Here is a 20133-nt window from a genome sequence, read left to right as displayed (position 1 = left end):
CGTTTTGCCGTCATTCGGCACTTTTTACAACGTTACGCCGCTTTTAAAGATAGCCAGTTCGCGGAAATCATTGCGTTCGTTGCAGGTCTGCTTACCGTTGGCGAAATCGACGATGGTATCAATGAACTCATTCAGCAGTTGCGGCATCGCTTTGCCGTGGATCAACTGGCCCGCATCAAAGTCGATCCAGTGCTTTTTCTTCGCCGCCAGTTCGCTGTTGGTGGCAATTTTCACCGTCGGCACAAATCCGCCGTAAGGAGTACCGCGACCGGTGCTGAACAACACCATGTGACAACCGGCACCCGCCAGCGCACTGGTGGCAACCGCATCATTACCCGGCGCGCTCAGCAGATTCAGACCGTGGGTTTTCAAACGCTCGCCGTAGCGCAGCACGTCAACCACCTGACTGGAACCCGCTTTCTGCGTGCAGCCCAACGACTTGTCTTCGAGCGTAGTGATCCCACCGGCTTTGTTACCCGGCGAAGGGTTTTCGTAAATCGGCTGATTGTGGGCGATAAAATACTGCTTGAAGTCATTGACCATGGTGACCAGTTTGCCGAACGTTTCTTCGTCGCGACAGTGACTCATCAGCAATTGCTCCGCCCCGAACATCTCCGGCACTTCGGTCAGCACGGTGGTGCCGCCGTTGGCAATCATGTAGTCAGAGAAGCGACCAAGCATCGGGTTCGCGGTGATCCCGGAAAGCCCGTCTGAACCACCACACTCCAGACCAAACTTCAGCTCGCTCAGTTTCCCCGGCTCGCGTTTGTCGTGGCGCATCACGTCATAAAGCTGATGAAGATGCTCAAGTCCCGCCTCCACTTCATCGTCCTGATGCTGACAAATCATAAAGTGCACACGCTCAGGATTGAAGTCGCCCAGCGTTTCGCGGAAGGCATCGACCTGGTTGTTTTCACATCCCAGGCCAATCACCAGCACCGCGCCGGCGTTCGGATGACGGACCATGTTTTGCAGCATGGTGCGGGTGTTGATGTGATCGTCGCCAAGCTGCGAGCAGCCGTAGGTGTGGCTGAACAGGAAGACACCGTCAGTGCCCTCAGCATCATTCGTCTCTTTCAGGAAACGGCTCTGGATCTGGCGCGCAATCCCGTTGACGCAGCCAACGGTTGGCAGGATCCAGAGTTCGTTTCGTACCCCGACGTCCCCATTAGCGCGACGATAAATCTGCACGTCGCGATCCGCCGGTTGCGCAGGAAGATCCTGAAAATCGGGTTGATAGCGATACTCATCCAAATCGCTCAGATTGGTGCGAGTATTGTGGGCGTGAATATGTTCACCCGCCGCAATGTCCGTCAAAGCATGGCCGATAGGCTGACCATACTTAATCACGTACGCCCCTTTCCTGATGTCACTCAGCGCAAATTTATGTCCGCGAGCAATATCCTGGCGAAGCGTTACGGTGTGGTTGTCCACAGTGACTTCCGTTCCCTGCGCCAAATCAGCCAGCGCGACCGCAACGTTATCCTGCACATGGATTTTGATGTATTGCATATCAACCCCGGACCTTAGTTCAGTTCAATGGCGAAGTAATCACGCGCATTGTTAAAGCAAATGTTTTTCACCATCTCGCCCAGCAGTTGACTATCTGCCGGGGCTTCACCGGCCTGCACCCAGCGGCCAACCATCTGGCAGAGAATGCGACGGAAGTATTCGTGACGGGTATAAGACAGGAAGCTGCGGCTGTCGGTCAGCATGCCGACAAAGCGGCTTAACAGACCCAATTGCGCCAGTTGCGTCATCTGACGTTCCATGCCGTCTTTCTGATCGTTGAACCACCAGCCGGAACCGAACTGCATTTTGCCCGGCATCCCTTCCCCCTGGAAGTTGCCGATCATGGTGCCCAGCACCTCGTTATCGCGCGGGTTCAGGCAGTAGAGAATGGTTTTCGGCAACAGGTTTTCTTCATTCTGTTTGCTGAGCAGTTTTGATAACTCTTCCGCCATCGGACGGTCGTTGATGGAGTCAAAGCCCACATCCGGCCCCAGCAGTTTGAACTGGCGCAGGTTGTTATTGCGCAGGGCGCCAATATGGTATTGCTGTACCCAACCGCGACGCGCATATTCCGCCCCCAGGAACACCAGCACAGCCGTTTTGAACTGCGCCACTTCATGTTCGTTCAGCGTCTCGCCTGCCAGGCGACGTGCCAGAATGCTATCCAGTTCAGCGTCGCTGGACTCTGCGAACAGCACCACATCCAGCGCGTGGTCGGAAACTTTGCAGCCGTGCGCCGCAAAATGATCCAGACGTTTGGTCAGCGCGCTTTGCAGATCGGTAAAGCGGCGAATGTCGGTGTCCGACACTTCACCCAGTTTTGCCATGTAATCGTTGAAGGTCGCCTGCTCAATATTGAAGGCTTTATCCGGACGCCAGCTTGGCAAAACTTTCACGGAGAAGCTGCTGTCTTTTGCGACCGTTGCGTGATGCTCCAGCGAATCGATCGGATCGTCAGTCGTGCCGACCATTTTCACGTTCATCTGCTGCATGATGCCGCGTGCGGAGAATTCATCCTGCGCCAGCAGTTCGTTGCACTGATTCCAGATTTCGTCCGCAGTCGACGGAGAAAGCAGCTTACCTGTCACGCCGAATGGGCGACGCAGTTCAAGGTGCGTCCAGTGGTATAACGGGTTGCCGATCGTATGCGGAACCGTCGCCGCCCACGCGTCAAACTTCTCGCGGTCGGAAGCGTCGCCGGTACACAGGCGCTCAGCGACACCGTTAGTGCGCATCGCGCGCCATTTGTAATGGTCGCCTTTCAGCCAGATGTCATACAGATTCTTGAACCGGTAGTCTTCGGCGATTTGCTGTGGCGGCAGATGGCAATGGTAATCGAAGATAGGCTGGTCTTTCGCATAATCATGATACAGACGGCGGGCAAATTCAGTATCAAGTAGAAAATCTTCTGTCATAAACGGGGTCATTATCGTCTTCCTCTCAACGAGTGCGTCTGATTGCTTATGTAGCGATGCTGACAAAGTTATCACACCAATTTCCATAACCTGTAGATATTTTCGTGAGATAGATCAATAAATACCGACAAATTGTTTACCCTCGAAGTGGTAAACATCGCCTCAAGCCGCGCCAGCTCTGGCATCGCCTAATCGAAATAATAACCACGCTAAGATTCATACTTTTGTGATGGCACTCACCTTTTAAAGTTGTATGACAAGTTATCTTTCTGCCGTCGCGATACATAAGCCGACGGAATGCATAGTTACCGATGATTCATCATCGGATTGACCGGTACGGAAACCGAATTAGCAAAATTTATTTATGGCAACGTTCGGGCGTACCGGCTTTTTTTGGTTACCCCGTCGTAAACAGCATCCTCTGCCACAGGCAGGAAGATGACCGCGATCTTTGCGGAAATAACAAAACGATGAGGTTTTACATGCGTAAAATTAAAGGGTTACGTTGGTACATGATTGCGCTGGTGACGCTTGGCACCGTGCTGGGTTACCTGACGCGTAACACTGTGGCGGCAGCTGCGCCAACTCTGATGGAAGAGTTGCACATCTCCACCCAACAGTACTCCTATATCATCGCAGCCTATTCTGCTGCTTACACTGTCATGCAACCTGTTGCCGGCTATGTGCTGGATATACTGGGCACCAAAATAGGCTATGCAATGTTTGCCGTGTTATGGGCCGTTTTCTGTGGCGCAACCGCATTGGCAGGAAGCTGGGGGGGCCTGGCGCTGGCGCGCGGCGCGGTCGGTGCGGCAGAAGCCGCGATGATCCCGGCGGGGCTGAAAGCCAGTTCCGAATGGTTCCCGGCGAAAGAACGCTCCATTGCGGTCGGCTACTTTAACGTCGGCTCCTCTATCGGTGCGATGATTGCCCCGCCGTTGGTTGTCTGGGCGATCGTGATGCACAGCTGGCAGATGGCGTTCATTATCTCTGGTGCCCTGAGCTTCATCTGGGCCATGTCCTGGCTTATCTTCTATAAGCATCCGCGTGATCAGAAAAAACTGACGGACGAAGAGCGCGACTACATTATTAATGGCCAGGAAGCGCAGCACAAAAACAGCACCAAAAAGAAAATGTCACTCGTGCAGATCCTGCGTAACCGCCAGTTCTGGGGTATCGCCCTGCCGCGTTTTCTGGCAGAACCGGCCTGGGGGACGTTTAACGCCTGGATCCCGCTGTTCATGTTCAAAGTCTATGGCTTTAACCTGAAAGAAATTGCAATGTTCGCCTGGATGCCGATGCTGTTTGCTGACCTCGGTTGCATCGTGGGGGGTTACCTGCCGCCGCTGTTCCAGCGCTGGTTTGGCGTCAACCTGATTGTCTCACGAAAAATGGTCGTTACGCTGGGTGCTGTGCTGATGATTGGCCCAGGGATGATCGGTCTGTTCACCAGCCCGTACATCGCCATTATGCTGCTGTGTATTGGTGGTTTTGCTCACCAGGCCCTGTCCGGTGCGCTGATTACACTCTCTTCTGATGTCTTTGGACGTAACGAAGTGGCCACGGCGAACGGTCTGACCGGGATGTCTGCCTGGCTGGCGAGTACGCTGTTCGCCCTGGTGGTCGGTGCGCTGGCAGACACCATTGGCTTCAGCCCGCTGTTCGCAGTACTGGCCGTGTTCGACCTGTTGGGCGCGCTGGTTATCTGGACCGTGCTGCAAAACAAACCGGCCAGTGAAGTTGATTCTGGCCCGCAGTTTGATGAACCGGCAGCGCAAAGTTAGCCTGCCGACGGATAACGCATAAGCAATCTCAGCCGCCTGCTGGCACCCGCAGGCGGCTTTTTCGTTTCTGCGTATAGAGCCAAACTCGCGAAAGTGGTATAACAAATACAGTCTGCCGTATCATGCCTGGAGTGCATATGGAAATCACCGAACCACGACGTTTGTATCAACAACTTGCTGCTGATTTAAAAGAGCGCATCGAACAGGGCGTTTACCTGGTGGGTGATAAATTGCCTGCAGAGCGTTTTATTGCCGATGAAAAAAATGTCAGCCGTACCGTGGTTCGTGAAGCCATCATCATGCTGGAAGTCGAAGGGTATGTTGAGGTCCGTAAGGGGTCCGGGATTCATGTGATTTCCAACCAACCGCGCCACCAGCAGGTCACCGACGAGTCGCTGGAGTTTGCCAACTACGGTCCTTTTGAATTACTCCAGGCGCGTCAGCTTATCGAAAGCAATATTGCAGAGTTTGCCGCCACCCAGGTCACCAAGCAGGACATCATGAAACTGATGACGATCCAGGAACAGGCGCGCAACGAAAAATGTTTCCGCGACTCCGAATGGGACCTGCAATTCCACATTCAGGTCGCGTTAGCCACGCAGAACTCCGCACTGGCCGCTATCGTGGAAAAAATGTGGACTCAGCGCAGTCACAACCCGTACTGGAAGAAACTGCACGAACATATTGATGCGCGTACCGTCGATAACTGGTGCGACGACCACGATCAAATCCTGAAGGCACTGATCCGCAAAGACCCGCATGCGGCAAAACTGGCGATGTGGCAGCATCTCGAGAACACAAAAATCATGCTGTTCAATGAAACCAGCGACGATTTTGAATTTAATGCCGACCGTTATCTGTTTGCCGAAAATCCGGTCGTTCATCTCGATACGGCGGCTAACGCGACAAAATAAACGTTCTTGATTCGACAGGCGCGCCGTTGCGCCTGTCAGTAAGCGAAAGGTATAAAGTGTCAGCCTGTGTAAATCCTCTCGCCACCCTCTCCTGCGATCAGCAAAATCACATTTCAAGGACGTGTAATTTCTATAACGGACTACGTTGACCTTTGTTACAATTAGATGCAATTCGAATTTATGTTTGTCAGTGCTTGCTTACTTCATAACTTTTAACAGGGAATAGTTCAGGCCGCGGCTTTGCGCCGTCCGCACACCATGTAAAACACTAACAATGATGCGGCGTAGCAAACTGTTTAACCCGGCGTGACGTTAACCAATTCGACCTGGAATACTGAATGGAACTTTTGACTCAATTACTGCATGCCCTCTGGGCGCAGGATTTTGAAACACTGGCCAATCCTTCCATGATTGGCATGCTGTATTTTGTTTTATTTATGATTCTGTTTCTGGAGAACGGGTTGCTGCCAGCCGCCTTTTTACCTGGCGACAGTTTGTTGGTGTTAGTGGGTGTTCTGATTGCCAAAGGCGCCATGGGCTTTCCGCAAACCATTCTGTTGCTGACCGCAGCCGCAAGCCTCGGTTGTTGGCTGAGCTATATTCAGGGCCGATGGCTGGGCAATACCCGCATCGTACAAAACTGGTTATCGCACCTGCCAGCCCACTATCATCAACGCGCTCACCATTTATTCCATAAGCATGGTCTTTCCGCCCTGCTGATTGGTCGTTTTATCGCGTTTGTTCGTACCTTGCTGCCGACCATCGCTGGCTTATCCGGCCTGAATAATGCCCGCTTTCAATTTTTCAACTGGATGAGTGGCTTGCTGTGGGTGCTGATTTTAACCAGCCTGGGTTATCTGCTGGGGAAAACGCCGGTGTTTCTGAAGTATGAAGATCAACTGATGTCATGCCTGATGCTGTTACCCGTCGTGCTACTGGTTTTTGGCCTGGGCGGTTCACTGGTCGTCCTGTGGAAAAAGAAATACGGGAATCGAGGGTAAGGGATGCTGAAACCGCGTATAACCCTTAAACAACTGGCCTGGAGCACCGCGTTTCTGCTGACGTTGAGCGCCATGCTGTTGGTCTGGTCAACGGTTCGTCAGCAAGAATCCACGCTGGCGATCCGCGCCGTCCACCAGGGGGCCAGCATGCCGGACGGCTTCTCGATCTGGCATCACCTCGACGCTAACGGCATTCGTTTTAAAAGCATTACACCAAAGAACGACACTCTGCTCATCACTTTCGATTCCAGCGCCCAGAGTGCCGCCGCCAAAGCGGTGCTCGACAAAACGCTGCCGCGCGGCTACATCATTGCCCAGCAGGATGATAACAATCAGGCCGTCCAGTGGTTGTCACGTTTACGCGATACGCCACATCGGGTAGGGTAATCTCCAGGAATCCGAATCATATCACCCACTTTGGTGATTTCTGCGATTAATGTCTATGATTAATGAGGCGATGGGGTCACCCTGTCGCTTTATCACTGGATCATCGTTCCTGAATTCATGGGGACGAGTCACAATGGAAGGTTCAAGAATGAAATACCGCATCGCTTTCGCTATCTCCCTTTTCGCTCTCAGTGCTGGCAGCTACGCTAACACGCTATGCCAGCAAAAAGAGCAGGATATTCAACGGGAGATCAGCTACGCCGAGAAGCACAATAACCAGAATCGCATCAATGGGCTAAAAAAAGCGCTCAGCGAAGTCAGGGCCCACTGTACTGACAGCAAGCTGCGTGCCGATCATCAGGAAAAAATTGCTGAGCAGAAAGAAGAGATCGCCGAACGTCAGCGCGACCTCGCCGAAGCGAAGCAAAAAGGCGATGCGGACAAAATTGCCAAACGCGAGCGTAAACTGGCTGAAGCGCGAGCGGAACTGAAAGAGCTCGAAGCTCGCGACTACTAAGTATCAGTACCACTTACTCACCTGGAGAAAACTATGTCGAAAGAAAACACATCGGAACATCTGCGCGCTGAGTTGAAATCCCTGGCCGATACGCTGGAAGAGGTGCTGAACTCCTCTGGTGATAAATCGAAAGAAGAGTTGAGTAAGATCCGCAGCAAAGCCGAGCGCGCGCTAAAAGAGAGCCGCTATCGCCTCGGTGAAACGGGTGATGCCATTGCTAAACAGACTCGTGAAGCCGCTGCGCGTGCTGATGACTATGTGCGCGAAAATCCGTGGACCGGCGTCGGGATTGGTGCGGCCGTGGGCGTCGTGCTGGGCGTTCTGCTGACGCGTCGTTAATGATGGCGGATCCTCATCACGCGCAAGGGCCCGGGAAAAGCGTTCTGGGTATCGGGCAGCGGATTGTCACTCTTCTCGTTGAGATGGTGGAAACGCGGTTACGTCTGGCCGTCGTCGAGCTTGAAGAAGAAAAGGCGAACCTTTTTCAGCTTCTGCTGATGCTGGGACTCACCATGCTCTTCGCTGCATTTGGTTTGATGAGCCTGATGGTGTTAGTCATCTGGGCCGTTGACCCGCAGTATCGGCTCAATGCGATGATTGCCACCACGGTCGTGCTGCTGGCACTGGCGCTGATTGGCGGGATATGGACGCTGCGAAAAGCGCGGCGCTCCACATTGTTACGCCATACGCGCCATGAACTGGCAAATGACCGGCAATTGCTCGAGGAGGAGAGCCGTGAGCGGTAAAGTCGAACGTGAACAACGTAAGGCCCGACTGCTTCGTGAGATCCAACAGCAACGGCTGGATCTTTCAGCCAGTCGTCGTGACTGGCTGGAAGCCACGGGCGCTTACGATCGTGGCTGGAACACCCTACTGAGTTTGCGCTCCTGGGCGCTGGTCGGCAGCAGTGTGATGGCCGTCTGGACGATTCGCCACCCTAACCTGCTCGTGCGTTGGGCAAAGCGCGGGTTTGGCGTGTGGAGCGTCTGGCGACTGGCTAAAAAGACGCTACGCTCAACCGTTGCCTGAGGGTGCTTCGCTTATCCGACTCTCACATTCCATATGTAGGCCGGATAAGGCGTAGCCGCCATCCGGCAACGGTACCAGGAGCGCTTCGCTTACCCATCCACAATATCACCCCACTACAAAATCAAATTTTTTGAAAAATATTGACAGTTTTCCTTGCTAACAATTCTCATTCTTCACGCTTATGATTCTCTCCATCGACAGCAATGACGCGGAACGCCGCGAAATTGCACCCAAAAAACAAACTCAGCAGTCTGTGTAGTTCCTGGAGAGAAGAATGAAAAAATTAGAAGATGTTGGTGTACTGGTAGCGCGTATTCTGATGCCAATCCTGTTTATTACCGCAGGTTGGGGAAAAATCACCGGTTACGCAGGTACCCAACAGTATATGGAAGCGATGGGCGTTCCGGGATTCCTGCTGCCACTGACCATTTTGCTTGAGTTCGGCGGCGGTCTGGCGATTCTGTTCGGTTTCCTGACCCGTACCACCGCGCTGTTTACCGCAGGCTTTACACTGCTGACCGCGTTTATCTTCCACAGCAACTTTGCGGAAGGCGTGAACTCACTGATGTTCATGAAAAACCTGACCATCGCTGGCGGCTTCCTGCTGCTCGGCATCACCGGTCCGGGCGCATTCAGTCTCGACCGTGTACTGAACAAAAAGTGGTAAGCGCTCTATAATGAATGAAAAAGAACGAGGGGATTTTCTCCTCGTTTTTGCTATCTGAGGGAAAAAACATGGGACAACTGATCGACGGCGTCTGGCATGATACCTGGTATGATACCAAATCCACCGGGGGCAAATTTCAACGTTCGGTATCGGCATTCCGCAACTGGCTCACGGCGGATGGTGCGCCGGGTCCTTCCGGCGAAGGCGGTTTTGCGGCAGAAAAAGATCGCTATCACCTGTATGTTTCTCTCGCCTGTCCGTGGGCGCACCGTACGTTAATCCTGCGTAAGCTCAAGGGTCTGGAGCCGTTTATCTCCGTCTCGGTCGTAAATCCACTGATGCTGGAAAACGGCTGGACCTTTGACGATGATTTTCCGGCGGCCACAGGCGATACCTTATATCAGCACGAATTTCTGTATCAGCTTTACCTGCACGCCGATCCCCATTACAGCGGCCGCGTCACCGTGCCTGTTTTGTGGGATAAAAAGAACCATACGATCGTCAGTAATGAATCTGCTGAAATCATTCGCATGTTCAATACGGCGTTCGATGCGCAAGGGGCAAAAGCCGGGGACTACTATCCCCCAGAACTGTGCAACAAGATCGACGAACTGAACGGCTGGATTTATGACAACGTTAACAATGGCGTCTATAAAGCGGGCTTCGCTACCAGTCAGCAAGCCTATGATGACGCGGTAGAAAACGTCTTTACCGCGCTGGCGCGGCTGGAGCAGATCCTCGGTCAGCATCGCTATCTGACAGGTAATCGGCTTACAGAGGCTGATATTCGCCTGTGGACAACACTCATCCGCTTTGATCCGGTGTATGTCACGCATTTCAAATGCGACAAGCATCGCATCAGCGACTATCTCAATCTGTATGGTTTCCTGCGCGATATTTATCAGATGCCAGGCATCGCGGAAACGGTCAATTTTGACCATATTCGCCACCACTATTTTCGCAGCCATAAGACGATTAACCCGACAGGCATTATCTCTATTGGCCCGTGGCAAGACCTCAAAGAACCACACGGGCGTGACAGCCGTTTCGCCAAGTGAACCCAGGCACCCTTCAGGGTGCCTGCTCAATTTACCCTTCAAATATTTACCCTCTCATCATTCGCAACTATTCTTTCTTTGATTGCTTTAAAAACAAGTGATTGACACACGATTGAGGTAAAAATGGATTGGTACTTAAAGGTTTTAAGAAATTATATCGGCTTTGGCGGACGCGCCCGGCGGAAAGAGTACTGGATGTTTATTCTGGTCAACGTCATTCTGACATTCGTTCTCGGCGTACTGGATAAACTCCTGGGCTGGCAGCGTGCCGGAGGAGAAGGCATTCTGACAACAATTTACGGAATTCTCGTCTTTTTACCCTGGTGGGCAGTTCAGTTTCGACGTCTGCACGACACCGATCGATCGGCCTGGTGGCTGTTGTTGTTACTGATCCCCGTCATCGGCTGGCTGGTGATCCTCATTTTTAACTGTCAGGACGGCACGCCCGGCGAAAACCGCTTCGGACCTGATCCAAAATCTCTCCCCTGAGAAAGTGAAAAGGCAGCGTTACCCGCTGCCTTGATCCTTTTATTTACGCTAACCTGTTGTTCTGGTTAGCGCCCGGATACTGATTCAGATTCAAAACATATTTCTTAAAACTATTAACAATAGATATATTTTTCCTGCGATTTTCTTAATTAATTAGAATGCAAATGACCTTCATAAAATACCATGCTATATTTTGCCCTCTTTTAATTAATAAGGATGTTATATGAATTGGTATTTGAGTGTAATAAAAAATTATACCGGTTTCAGCGGTCGCGCACGTCGAAAAGAGTACTGGATGTTTGCGTTAATCAACATGATCATCTGTGCAGTCCTGAATGTTATTCAGGCTGTAATCGGCATGGAAACACCCTATATCTCAATTATTTATAGCCTTGGCATTCTGCTGCCGAGCATTGCGGTGGCGATCCGTCGTTTACACGATACCGAGCGCTCCGGCTGGTGGTTGCTGCTCAGCCTGATTCCGATTATCGGAACAATCGTTATTATTGTATTCCTGTGTCAGAACGGTACTGCCGGTGCTAACCGTTTTGGTGCCGATCCTAAGCAAAACGAGATTAATTAATCCTTTTTCGGGGCAATCTTTTTGCCCCGATATCAGTCATCCGCAACGCGTTATTTTTTCATAAAGAGTTTGGGTATTTCACGCAGGCACCAGGCCTTTGCTTCTCCCATACTGTCTCGCCGCCAGGCCATAATGATGTCAATCTCGCTGGTCGATTCCGGGCTGACCACGCGCAGCCGTCCTTCTGCAATATCCTGTTCCACCAGCGGATACGGCATCGTCGCCACCCCTAATCCTGCCAGTAACGCCTGACGCTTATCTTCGATGGTGCTGACGGTAAGGCGCGCTTGCTTATCCAGCAGTTGCACGGTTAATACCGGACGTTCACGCGCGGTATCCGCGACCGCTACGCCGCGATACTTCACCCGCGTCACTTCCGACAGCGGTTCCGGCTCCTGATGAATCGGGTGATCCGGCGCGGCAACATAAACGTTCATCAGGGTATACAGCTTGCGGGAGTTAATTTCTGACGATGAACGAAAGTGCATGTCCGGTGCCACAACAATATCCGCCCGGCCCTGTTCCAGGCGTTCCCACGCCCCCGCCAGCACCTCGGTGATCACTGAAAGCTGCGTATTGGCTTTAACAGCCAGTTTGTCGATCAGCGGGAAGAAGGCCGGGGTCGGCACCAGCGCCTCGGTCACAATAGTCAGATGCGTCTCCCACCCTCGCGCCAGCGCCTCAGCGTCTGTGGTGAGCTTATCTGCCGCCTCCAGCAGCACACGCCCTCTTTCCAGCAGCATGCGCCCAACGTTAGTGAATTTTGTTCGATGTCCGGAGCGGTCAAACAACACCACATCCAGCTCTTCTTCCAGCTTCTGCATGGTGTAGCTAAGCGCTGACGGCACGCGCCCCAGTTCATCCGCCGCTGCGGCGAAGCTACCGCGGCGATCTATCGCATCCATTACGCGTAATGCCTCTAGCGTTAACGCCCTTTCTTTGGCCATATCGTTCTCATTCAGGAAATTTGAACATACCGGGCAGAATATCTGGCTAACAATGCAGCGTCCAGCCCCTTAACATAAAAGGAAGTAAAGAGAGGTCAAGAACTATGATTACTACCCGAACAGCCAAACAATGCGGACAAGCAGACTACGGCTGGCTGCAGGCCCGTTATACCTTCTCCTTTGGACACTATTTCGACCCGAAACTGCTGGGCTACGCATCGCTGCGCGTGCTCAATCAGGAAGTACTGGCACCCGGCGCGTCCTTCCAGCCGCGCACCTGGCCAAAGGTAGACGTGCTCAATCTGATTCTTGAAGGCGTTGCAGAGTATCGTGACAGTGAAGGCAACCACGTGCAGGCCCAGGCGGGTGAAGCGTTGCTGCTCGCGGCGCAGCCGGGTATCAGCTACAGCGAACATAATATCAGCAAAGACAAACCGCTTACGCGTATGCAATTGTGGCTCGACGCCTGTCCTGAGCGCGAGAATGCTCTGGTGCAGAAGACAAAACTGACGAAGGTTAAACAGCAACTGATCGCCTCACCCGATGGTGAGAACGGCAGTCTACAGCTGCGCCAGCAGGCGTGGGTACACCATATTGAGCTGGATCAGGGCGAGTCGCTGAGTTTTCAGCTTCATGGCCCGCGCGCTTATTTGCAGTCCATTCATGGCACCTTTCACGCCGTCACCCACGATGAAGCGCGTGAAGCGCTGACCTGTGGCGACGGAGCCTTTATTCGTGACGAAGCTAACATAACGCTCGTTGCCGATACGCCGTTACGCGCTTTGCTGATAGATTTGCCGGTGTAATCGGTAACCGGAGTGGTGTATGAGTAAGAAAGCAAAAAAACAGGCCCCGACAGGGAAAGTGGCAACGGCAGAAACCAACACCGCGCCCCGTGCGTTTGACTACGAGGCGATGCTGACCGAGCTGGAAGCGATTGTCGCAGACGCCGAAGTTCGTCTGTCCGAGGAAGAAGCTGCCGCCTGAACCTCATTGCCGGATGACTGCGCAAGCGCATTATCCGGCCTGCATATTCGTAGGCCGGATAGCGTCGCGCCTTCAGGCAGTCAGCCCTTCACTTAATGCGCTTTATGGGCCATGATCTCGATAATCTGTTTGTCCGTTTGCTGCATGGAATGACACGCCAACGCGCACAGGTTGGCAATAGACTGCTCCACGTCGTGCGCCACAATCCCTTCGTTACCCGTAACCGCCGTATCGTCCAACGCCATCAGCACCGCCTTCCACGCCGCAGAAGCACTGGTGGAGACCTTCATCGCGCAACTGTTAGATGCCCCATCGCAAATCATTCCGCTGACATCGCCAATCATGCTGCTGATCGCCATCGAGATCGTGCTGTAGCGCCCTTCGTCCACCAGCCAGGCCATCCCTGCCGCTGCCCCCATCGCGGCGGTCGTCGCGGCACACAGCGCCGACAGACGCGGGAGCTGATGGTGTATGTAGATCGCACTCAGATGGGAAAGCATCAGCGCACGCGCCAGTTTCTCCTCATCGGCGCCAAAGTGCTCGGCCACCACCATCACCGGTACCGTAGCGGTGATCCCCTGATTGCCGGAGCCGGAGTTACTCATGGCAGGCAGCGTCGCGCCGCCCATACGCGCATCCGACGCCGCGCTGGTTCGGATAAGGATCGCCGTCGAAAGATCGTTTGCCAGCAGACCGCGTGCGCACTGCTTTTGCAGCGTCGCACCGATATGCAGCCCCCAGGTTGCGCGCAGCCCCTCTTGTGACAGCGCGCCGTTGAGTCGGGCGGCGTCGAGAATAAAACGAATAGCGTCGAACGGTACGGTATTCACAAATGCCAGAATCTCTTCCAGCGTGGTCTCAGAAAGTACCGAGAGCGGCGATTCCTGCGCCTCATCGTCCGCGTTCGCTTGCTGAGTAAACTTCACGCCGGTATCGGTTTCGATCCGCACAATGTGAGTATGACCGCCGACAATGGTGACGCACGCCCAGCCGTCATGGCTATAGACCTTCGCGCGAGAAAACAGGATATCATCACAGGGTTGCTGCAACATCACCGACACCTTGCCCGCTTTCAGCATCGCCTTCGCATCGGCAATGGCTTGCGCGGAGGCATCCTTCAGCACCTCCAGTCCGGCATTCGCATTCCCGCCCAGTGCTCCCAGCGCGGCAGCGATGGGCAGCCCAACCATACCGGTTCCCGGCACCGTCACCCCCAGTCCGTTTTTCATCAGATTGGGCGAGACCCAGGCATCGATTCGCTCCACCGCGCCATGCAGTTCAGAGGCCGCAACCGCGGCCGCCAGCGCCAGAGAAACCGGTTCCGTACAGCCCAGCGCAGGTTTCACCTCTTCCTGTACTGCGCGGATGAAACGCTGCCACAACGGATTTTTTATAGTCTCAGACATAACAACAACCTTCAGGATAAATCAGGAAAAAGCCAGGAACGGAGATACGCACAGCAGCAAACCGGTGACGATAATCAGATACAGCGACACCCCTTTGTATTTGTGCAATGCAGGTACTTTGTAGACCAGCCAGGCGGGGATCAAACATCCCACCATGCCGAAAATAGGGCTACAAATCGACGTAAAGCTCAGAACCGGTGCGTTAAGCACAATAGCGCTCCAGGCCAGTAAAATGGCAAACACCATGATGCCACGCTGTACCAGCGTTTCATTGATCTTCTCAGCCGGCAGTTTGCGGCGCAGAATGTTCATCGCAATCCCCTGCGTGGCTTCGCGAAAGCCGAGATAGACGCCAAAGAACGCGGTCATCACGGCGAAAATATTCAGGATGACACTCACAACTTTCACCCAACCGGCGCCCGCGCCGCTGATGAACTGTGCAGCAATCGCCAACGCGGAGATATTCTGCTCATAGGCTTTAACCGCTTCGTCGTGTCCCATTGCCAGCGTAAAGGAGACGGCATAGAAGAACACGGTGACAAACAAAATGCCGAAGGCAATATTCATGGCACGTAGCGCTTTATGACGCGCCACCTCAACGGATTTCTCACGGGAACGGTAGGAAATCACCATCGGGCTCAGGGTCTGGATAAACAGGATTGAGGTCAGGGTAAACGGCAGCGTGATAATCGCATTCTTCACCAACAGCGCCATCGGCGGCAGCGCGCCAATGTTGTATAAGTGCCACATCCCAACCATCGATACGCCCAGTGCCGCCACGACCAGCAGTTTGGTCAGCACCATGCCGGTAGAAATTTTGAACAGCAGCTTTTCGCCGCGTGAGGAGATGGCGACCAGGATGCAAATCAGCACCAGACCATAGAACGGGTTATCGGATAACAGTCCCTCTGTCACACCAAAAGTATGCAAATAGGAGGCGCTGTCGTTGGTGATTGCGGTGGAATAGACAAACATCCAGATAACCAGCATCACAAAATACAGTGCGCCTAACAGGATGCCCCAGTTTTTCCCCAGATACCCACTGATGACGCTGGGATAATCTTTGCACTCCGGGGATTCCGCCAGCGTGTTAATAAACAGACGCTGGAACAGATACATGGCGGGATAACCGATGACCGATGAGAGCAAAAAGACCCACAGCCCCATCAAACCGACCTGCACCGGGAGAAAAACAATCCCCGCGCCAATCGCCATCCCGATACTCATAATGACCCAGCCGGTGTCGATGCTGTCGAATTTAATCGCTTCCCGCCATTCGCTTTCCGTCATTCCCGCCCGGCGCGCCGGGGCGCTGGCGTCGAGCACTACGCTGTTGTTCGTTGCCGTTTCCATAAAATTCTCGCTCATTATGTAGGGTATATTTTTAATTTTTGTCGTGCCGCATCAAGGCGATACGCGGTACGGGGTTTGCAGGCGAGTCATTAGAATGAAAAAAAGGATACGCTCAGGCGCAGAGAAAAACGTCACAAAATAACCCTGATATTTTCTATTGGTTAAGAAAATTTTCCTACTTAAAAAGAATTACGTGTCATTTTTTTCTAAATTTGAAGAAGATCACAACAAAAAAGCACACCGACGTGTGCTTTTAGATGGCTGACAATGGATAAAATGCCCGATGGCGCAGGTTTATCGGGCAAGCTTTCTGGCGTTCGCTAACTGCACACCACTTTGATCGCTAAACCACCGCGTGATGTTTCGCGGTACTTATCGTTCATGTCCTTACCCGTCTCGTACATCGTTTCGATGACTTTATCCAGCGAGACACGCGGTTCGGAGGTGCGGCGCAGCGCCATACGTGCGGCGTTGACCGCCTTGACTGCGTTGATCGCATTGCGCTCAATACACGGGATCTGCACCTGCCCGGCAACCGGGTCGCAGGTTAAGCCGAGGTTGTGCTCCATGGCAATTTCCGCCGCGATGCAAACCTGCGCCGGGCTACCGCCCAGCAGTTCGGTCAACCCCGCCGCCGCCATGGAACTGGCCACGCCGATCTCCCCCTGACAGCCAACTTCCGCCCCGGAAATTGACGCATTCATTTTGTACAATGCCCCAATGGCCCCTGCCGCCAGCAGATAGCGGGCAATGGAGTTGGCATTCAGCGGACGACGGAATTTATCGTAATAGGCCAGAACGGCTGGAATAATGCCGCATGCCCCGTTGGTGGGCGCGGTCACCACGCGTCCGCCCGCCGCGTTCTCCTCACTGACTGCGAGAGCAAACATGTTGATCCAGTCGATGACGTTCATCGGGTCGCTGGAGAGACTGTCACTGGAGACCAGCAGACGGCGTAACGCCACCGCGCGGCGCGGTACATTCAGCGGGCCGGGTAAGACGCCTTCGGTATTCATCCCGCGTTCTATGCCAGCGTGCATCACTTCCCAGATCTGAGCAAATCCGGCATCAATCTCCGCCTTGCTGCGCAGCGCCAGTTCGTTTTGCATCATCAGCCCGGAGACTGAAAGGCCATTGCGTTCGCACAGTTTCAGCAGTTCGCTGGCGGAATGAAAATCATAAGGGACCGGCGCTTCCACGTCATGCGCCTGACCAAAGCGCTCTTCATCCACGATAAACCCGCCGCCAATCGAGTAGTAGGTTTTACACAGCAGCGTTTCCTGGTTTTCCCAGGCGGTGATCCGCATTCCGTTCTCGTGCCTTGGCAGCGTTTCACCATGAAAAACAATGCTATCGGTAACCGGGAAATCGACGACATGTGTACCTTCAGCAACCGGCAAGCGGCCGGTACGGGTCACCTCGTCAATAAACGCGGGGATGGCGTCAATGTTGACGCTTTGCGGCGAGTTTCCGGCCAGCCCCATCATAATGGCGGTATCGGTCGCGTGGCCTTTTCCGGTCAGCGCCAGTGAACCATACAGATCAACCGACATGCGCGTCGTGCGCGATAAGCTTCCACTGCTGACCAGTTGATCGATAAACCGTTTTCCTGCATTCATCGGCCCTACGGTATGAGAGCTGGAAGGACCAATGCCAGGTTTGAAAATATCGAATGCGCTAATCATTTCTACACCCTCAGACTCGTTCAGTGGAGACCAGGTTTTCATACGCATAGTGAATCGGGGCGACCCGCAGACCGCCCCGATAACGTTACATCGCCTGGGTGAAAGTACGCGAAATGACGTCCTGCTGCTGCTCACGGGTGAGCGCGTTGAAGCGCACAGCGTAGCCGGAGACGCGGATCGTCAGGTTCGGATAGTTTTCCGGATGTTCAATGGCATCCAGTAACATCTCCTTGTTCATTACGTTAACGTTCAGGTGCTGACCGCCTTCCACGTTCGCTTCATGGTGGAAGTAACCATCCAGCAGCCCGACCAGGTTGGTTTTTCGCACCGGATCCTCTTTGCCGAGTGCCGCAGGCACAATCGAGAAAGTGTACGAAATCCCGTCCTTCGCGTAAGTGAACGGCAGTTTCGCCACGGAAGTCAGCGAGGCGACAGCGCCTTTACGGTCACGCCCGTGCATCGGGTTAGCGCCCGGCGCAAATGGCGTCCCCGCGCGACGACCGTCCGGCGTGTTACCGGTTTTCTGTCCGTACACCACATTGGAGGTAATAGTCAGAATCGACTGCGTCGGTACCGCGTTCCGGTAGGTCGGCAACACTTTAATTTTCTTCATAAAGCGTTCAACCAGATCGCAGGCAATGCTATCCACGCGCTCATCGTTATTGCCGTACTGTGGATATTCCCCTTCAATCACGAAATCGACCGCCAGCCCGTTATGGTCGCGAACCGGTTTCACCGTCGCGTACTTAATTGCAGAGAGCGAATCCGCCGCTACCGACAGTCCGGCAATCCCGCACGCCATCGTGCGATAGACGTCACGATCGTGCAGCGCCATCAGCGACGCTTCGTAACTGTACTTATCGTGCATGTAATGGATGATGTTCAGTGCGCTGATGTACTGCACCGCCAGCCAGTCCATAAAGTGGTCCAGACTGTCCATCACCGTGTCGTAGTCCAGCACGTCGTCCAGCAACGGCGCGGTTTTCGGCCCCACCTGGATTTTCAGCTTCTCATCCACCCCGCCGTTGATTGCGTACAGCAGCGTTTTGGCAAGATTGGCGCGCGCCCCGAAGAACTGCATCTGCTTACCGATAACCATCGGACTCACGCAGCAGGCGATCGCATAGTCGTCGCTGTTAAAGTCGGTCCGCATCAGATCGTCGTTTTCATATTGCAGTGACGAGGTGACGATAGAGACCTGTGCGGCATACTTTTTAAACGCGACTGGCAACGCTTCTGACCACAGCACGGTGAGGTTTGGCTCCGGTGCCGGCCCCATCGTGTGCAGCGTATGCAGATAGCGGAAGGAGTTTTTGGTCACCAGCGTGCGACCATCCAGCCCCATCCCGCCGATCACTTCGGTCGCCCAGATCGGATCGCCGGAGAACAGCGTGTCAAACTCCGGCGTACGCAGGAAACGCACCATCCGGATCTTCATGATGAAGTGGTCGATCAACTCCTGCGCCTGTTGCTCTGTCAGGATACCGGCATTGAAATCGCGCTCAATATAGATATCGAGGAACGATGCGGTGCGGCCCAGCGACATCGCGCCGCCGTTTTGCGATTTCACCGCCGCCAGATAGGCAAAGTAGACCCACTGTACCGCCTCCTGCGCATTACGCGCCGGGCGAGAGATATCACAGCCATATTTCGCCGCCATCTCCTGCATTTGCAGCAACGCGCGACGGTGCTCCGCCAGCTCTTCACGCAGGCGAATCGTGGCTTCCAGATTCTGTCCCCACTCCAGATTTGACTGGAGATCGGCGAACTGCAGCTCACGCTCACGCACCAGATAGCGGATGCCGTACAGCGCCACGCGACGATAATCACCGATAATGCGCCCACGACCATAACCGTCCGGCAAACCGGTCAGCACACCGGATTTACGGCAGCGCAGCATGTCCGGAGAATAGACGTCAAAAACGCCCTGGTTGTGGGTTTTACGCAGTTCGGTGAACAGGTACTCGAAGTTCGGATCCATCTCACGACCATAAGCATCGAACGAGCTTTTGATCATGTTGACGCCGCCAAACGGATGCAGCGCACGTTTCAGCGGTTTATCCGTTTGCAGGCCGACAATCTTCTCCAGTTCCTGCTCAATGTAACCCGCATCGTGCGCAGTAATCGTGGTCGCAATATTGGTATCGAAATCGACCGGCGCATGGGTCGCGTTTTCGATACGAATGCCCGCCATCACCTTTTCCCACAATGCCGTAGTGGCAGGCGTTGCATCAGCAAGGAAGGATTCATCCTCTTCATAAGGCGTATAGTTGTGCTGAATAAAATCACGGACATTAATTTCTTCTTTCCAGTCCGTACCTTTAAAGCCAAGCCATGCTTCGGCATACAGCATATCGCTGGTATCGATATCTACCTTCATGAAAAATAATCTCTCTACA

Annotated in this window: 21 protein-coding genes; 14 read left to right on the top strand and 7 right to left on the bottom strand. The window is 53.6% G+C overall.

Annotation, left to right across the window (positions count from 1 at the left end; translation table 11 throughout):
* Positions 1–24 precede the first annotated feature (24 nt).
* Both ACQ0PY_RS03225 and uxaC read right to left on the bottom strand, forming a co-directional pair.
* On the bottom strand, positions 25–1512 hold the full coding sequence (locus ACQ0PY_RS03225; RefSeq protein WP_044265554.1) for a UxaA family hydrolase: 1488 nt from the start codon (positions 1510–1512) through the stop codon (positions 25–27).
* Between the two features lie 14 nt (positions 1513–1526).
* Complete coding sequence (uxaC, locus tag ACQ0PY_RS03220) at positions 1527–2939, bottom strand: glucuronate isomerase (protein WP_109739815.1); 1413 nt, start codon at positions 2937–2939, stop codon at positions 1527–1529.
* A 470-nt stretch (positions 2940–3409) separates the two neighbouring features.
* Between uxaC and exuT the strand changes: the two genes are divergently transcribed.
* The 12 genes from exuT (at position 3410) to ACQ0PY_RS03160 (ending at position 11356) form a co-directional block, all read left to right on the top strand.
* Complete coding sequence (gene exuT / locus ACQ0PY_RS03215; RefSeq protein ID WP_042998223.1) at positions 3410–4711, top strand: hexuronate transporter ExuT; 1302 nt, start codon at positions 3410–3412, stop codon at positions 4709–4711.
* A gap of 137 nt (positions 4712–4848) precedes the next feature.
* Positions 4849–5625 carry a transcriptional regulator ExuR gene (exuR, locus tag ACQ0PY_RS03210; RefSeq protein WP_042998224.1) on the top strand — a complete coding sequence of 259 codons (777 nt, stop codon included), beginning with the start codon at positions 4849–4851 and terminating at the stop codon, positions 5623–5625.
* A gap of 338 nt (positions 5626–5963) precedes the next feature.
* On the top strand, positions 5964–6626 hold the full coding sequence (gene yqjA, locus ACQ0PY_RS03205) for a DedA family general envelope maintenance protein YqjA (protein ID WP_042998225.1): 663 nt from the start codon (positions 5964–5966) through the stop codon (positions 6624–6626).
* Positions 6627–6629: 3 nt separating this feature from the next.
* Complete coding sequence (gene mzrA / locus ACQ0PY_RS03200; RefSeq protein ID WP_042998226.1) at positions 6630–7013, top strand: EnvZ/OmpR regulon moderator MzrA; 384 nt, start codon at positions 6630–6632, stop codon at positions 7011–7013.
* Between the two features lie 148 nt (positions 7014–7161).
* A complete protein-coding gene (locus ACQ0PY_RS03195) occupies positions 7162–7530 on the top strand; it encodes a DUF1090 domain-containing protein (protein ID WP_042998227.1) in 369 nt (122 codons plus the stop codon).
* A 33-nt stretch (positions 7531–7563) separates the two neighbouring features.
* Entirely contained in the window at positions 7564–7869 is a 306-nt protein-coding gene (locus tag ACQ0PY_RS03190; protein WP_042998228.1) for an ElaB/YgaM/YqjD family protein, read from the top strand.
* A gap of 2 nt (positions 7870–7871) precedes the next feature.
* Entirely contained in the window at positions 7872–8276 is a 405-nt protein-coding gene (locus tag ACQ0PY_RS03185; protein ID WP_043001753.1) for a phage holin family protein, read from the top strand.
* Positions 8266–8559 (top strand): YqjK-like family protein, encoded by a 294-nt coding sequence (locus tag ACQ0PY_RS03180; RefSeq protein WP_042998229.1) that lies wholly within the window; start codon positions 8266–8268, stop codon positions 8557–8559. The genes ACQ0PY_RS03185 and ACQ0PY_RS03180 overlap by 11 nt, the downstream gene beginning before the upstream one ends.
* 274 nt (positions 8560–8833) lie before the next feature.
* On the top strand, positions 8834–9226 hold the full coding sequence (locus tag ACQ0PY_RS03175; protein ID WP_042998230.1) for a DoxX family protein: 393 nt from the start codon (positions 8834–8836) through the stop codon (positions 9224–9226).
* A gap of 68 nt (positions 9227–9294) precedes the next feature.
* On the top strand, positions 9295–10284 hold the full coding sequence (locus tag ACQ0PY_RS03170; protein ID WP_109739814.1) for a glutathione S-transferase family protein: 990 nt from the start codon (positions 9295–9297) through the stop codon (positions 10282–10284).
* Positions 10285–10407: 123 nt separating this feature from the next.
* Positions 10408–10773 (top strand): DUF805 domain-containing protein, encoded by a 366-nt coding sequence (locus ACQ0PY_RS03165; protein ID WP_044255823.1) that lies wholly within the window; start codon positions 10408–10410, stop codon positions 10771–10773.
* A gap of 223 nt (positions 10774–10996) precedes the next feature.
* A complete protein-coding gene (locus ACQ0PY_RS03160; RefSeq protein ID WP_044255826.1) occupies positions 10997–11356 on the top strand; it encodes a DUF805 domain-containing protein in 360 nt (119 codons plus the stop codon).
* Positions 11357–11406: 50 nt separating this feature from the next.
* Here the strand turns inward: ACQ0PY_RS03160 and yhaJ are convergent, their stop codons facing one another.
* Positions 11407–12303: a DNA-binding transcriptional regulator YhaJ gene (gene yhaJ / locus ACQ0PY_RS03155; RefSeq protein ID WP_044255829.1), complete on the bottom strand. Its 897-nt coding sequence runs from the start codon at positions 12301–12303 to the stop codon at positions 11407–11409.
* A gap of 104 nt (positions 12304–12407) precedes the next feature.
* Here yhaJ and ACQ0PY_RS03150 point away from each other — a divergent pair, with 104 nt between their 5' ends.
* Together ACQ0PY_RS03150 and ACQ0PY_RS03145 are read left to right on the top strand one after the other, a co-directional pair.
* The gene (locus tag ACQ0PY_RS03150) at positions 12408–13109 is read left to right on the top strand and encodes a pirin family protein (protein WP_042998235.1); all 702 of its coding nucleotides are present in this window, start codon (positions 12408–12410) and stop codon (positions 13107–13109) included.
* 19 nt (positions 13110–13128) lie between these two features.
* On the top strand, positions 13129–13290 hold the full coding sequence (locus tag ACQ0PY_RS03145; protein WP_164566090.1) for a hypothetical protein: 162 nt from the start codon (positions 13129–13131) through the stop codon (positions 13288–13290).
* A gap of 92 nt (positions 13291–13382) precedes the next feature.
* Here ACQ0PY_RS03145 and ACQ0PY_RS03140 read toward each other — a convergent pair whose 3' ends face one another.
* The 4 genes from ACQ0PY_RS03140 to tdcE all read right to left on the bottom strand — a co-directional run bounded on the left by ACQ0PY_RS03140 (position 13383) and on the right by tdcE (position 20114).
* Complete coding sequence (locus tag ACQ0PY_RS03140; RefSeq protein ID WP_044255832.1) at positions 13383–14696, bottom strand: L-cysteine desulfidase family protein; 1314 nt, start codon at positions 14694–14696, stop codon at positions 13383–13385.
* 21 nt (positions 14697–14717) lie between these two features.
* Positions 14718–16049, bottom strand: coding sequence for an SLC5/6 family protein (locus ACQ0PY_RS03135; protein WP_042998237.1), 1332 nt, complete (start codon positions 16047–16049; stop codon positions 14718–14720).
* A 320-nt stretch (positions 16050–16369) separates the two neighbouring features.
* Entirely contained in the window at positions 16370–17734 is a 1365-nt protein-coding gene (gene tdcG, locus ACQ0PY_RS03130) for an L-serine ammonia-lyase (protein WP_109739813.1), read from the bottom strand.
* Positions 17735–17819: 85 nt separating this feature from the next.
* Positions 17820–20114 carry a 2-ketobutyrate formate-lyase/pyruvate formate-lyase gene (gene tdcE, locus ACQ0PY_RS03125; protein ID WP_109739812.1) on the bottom strand — a complete coding sequence of 765 codons (2295 nt, stop codon included), beginning with the start codon at positions 20112–20114 and terminating at the stop codon, positions 17820–17822.
* Between the last annotated feature and the right edge of the window lie 19 nt (positions 20115–20133).

It is taken from the genome of Citrobacter sp. LST-B2 (assembly GCF_057983045.1).
The sequence above is the reverse complement of the archived record's forward strand: the minus strand, read 5'-3'. Positions and strand labels throughout refer to the sequence as shown.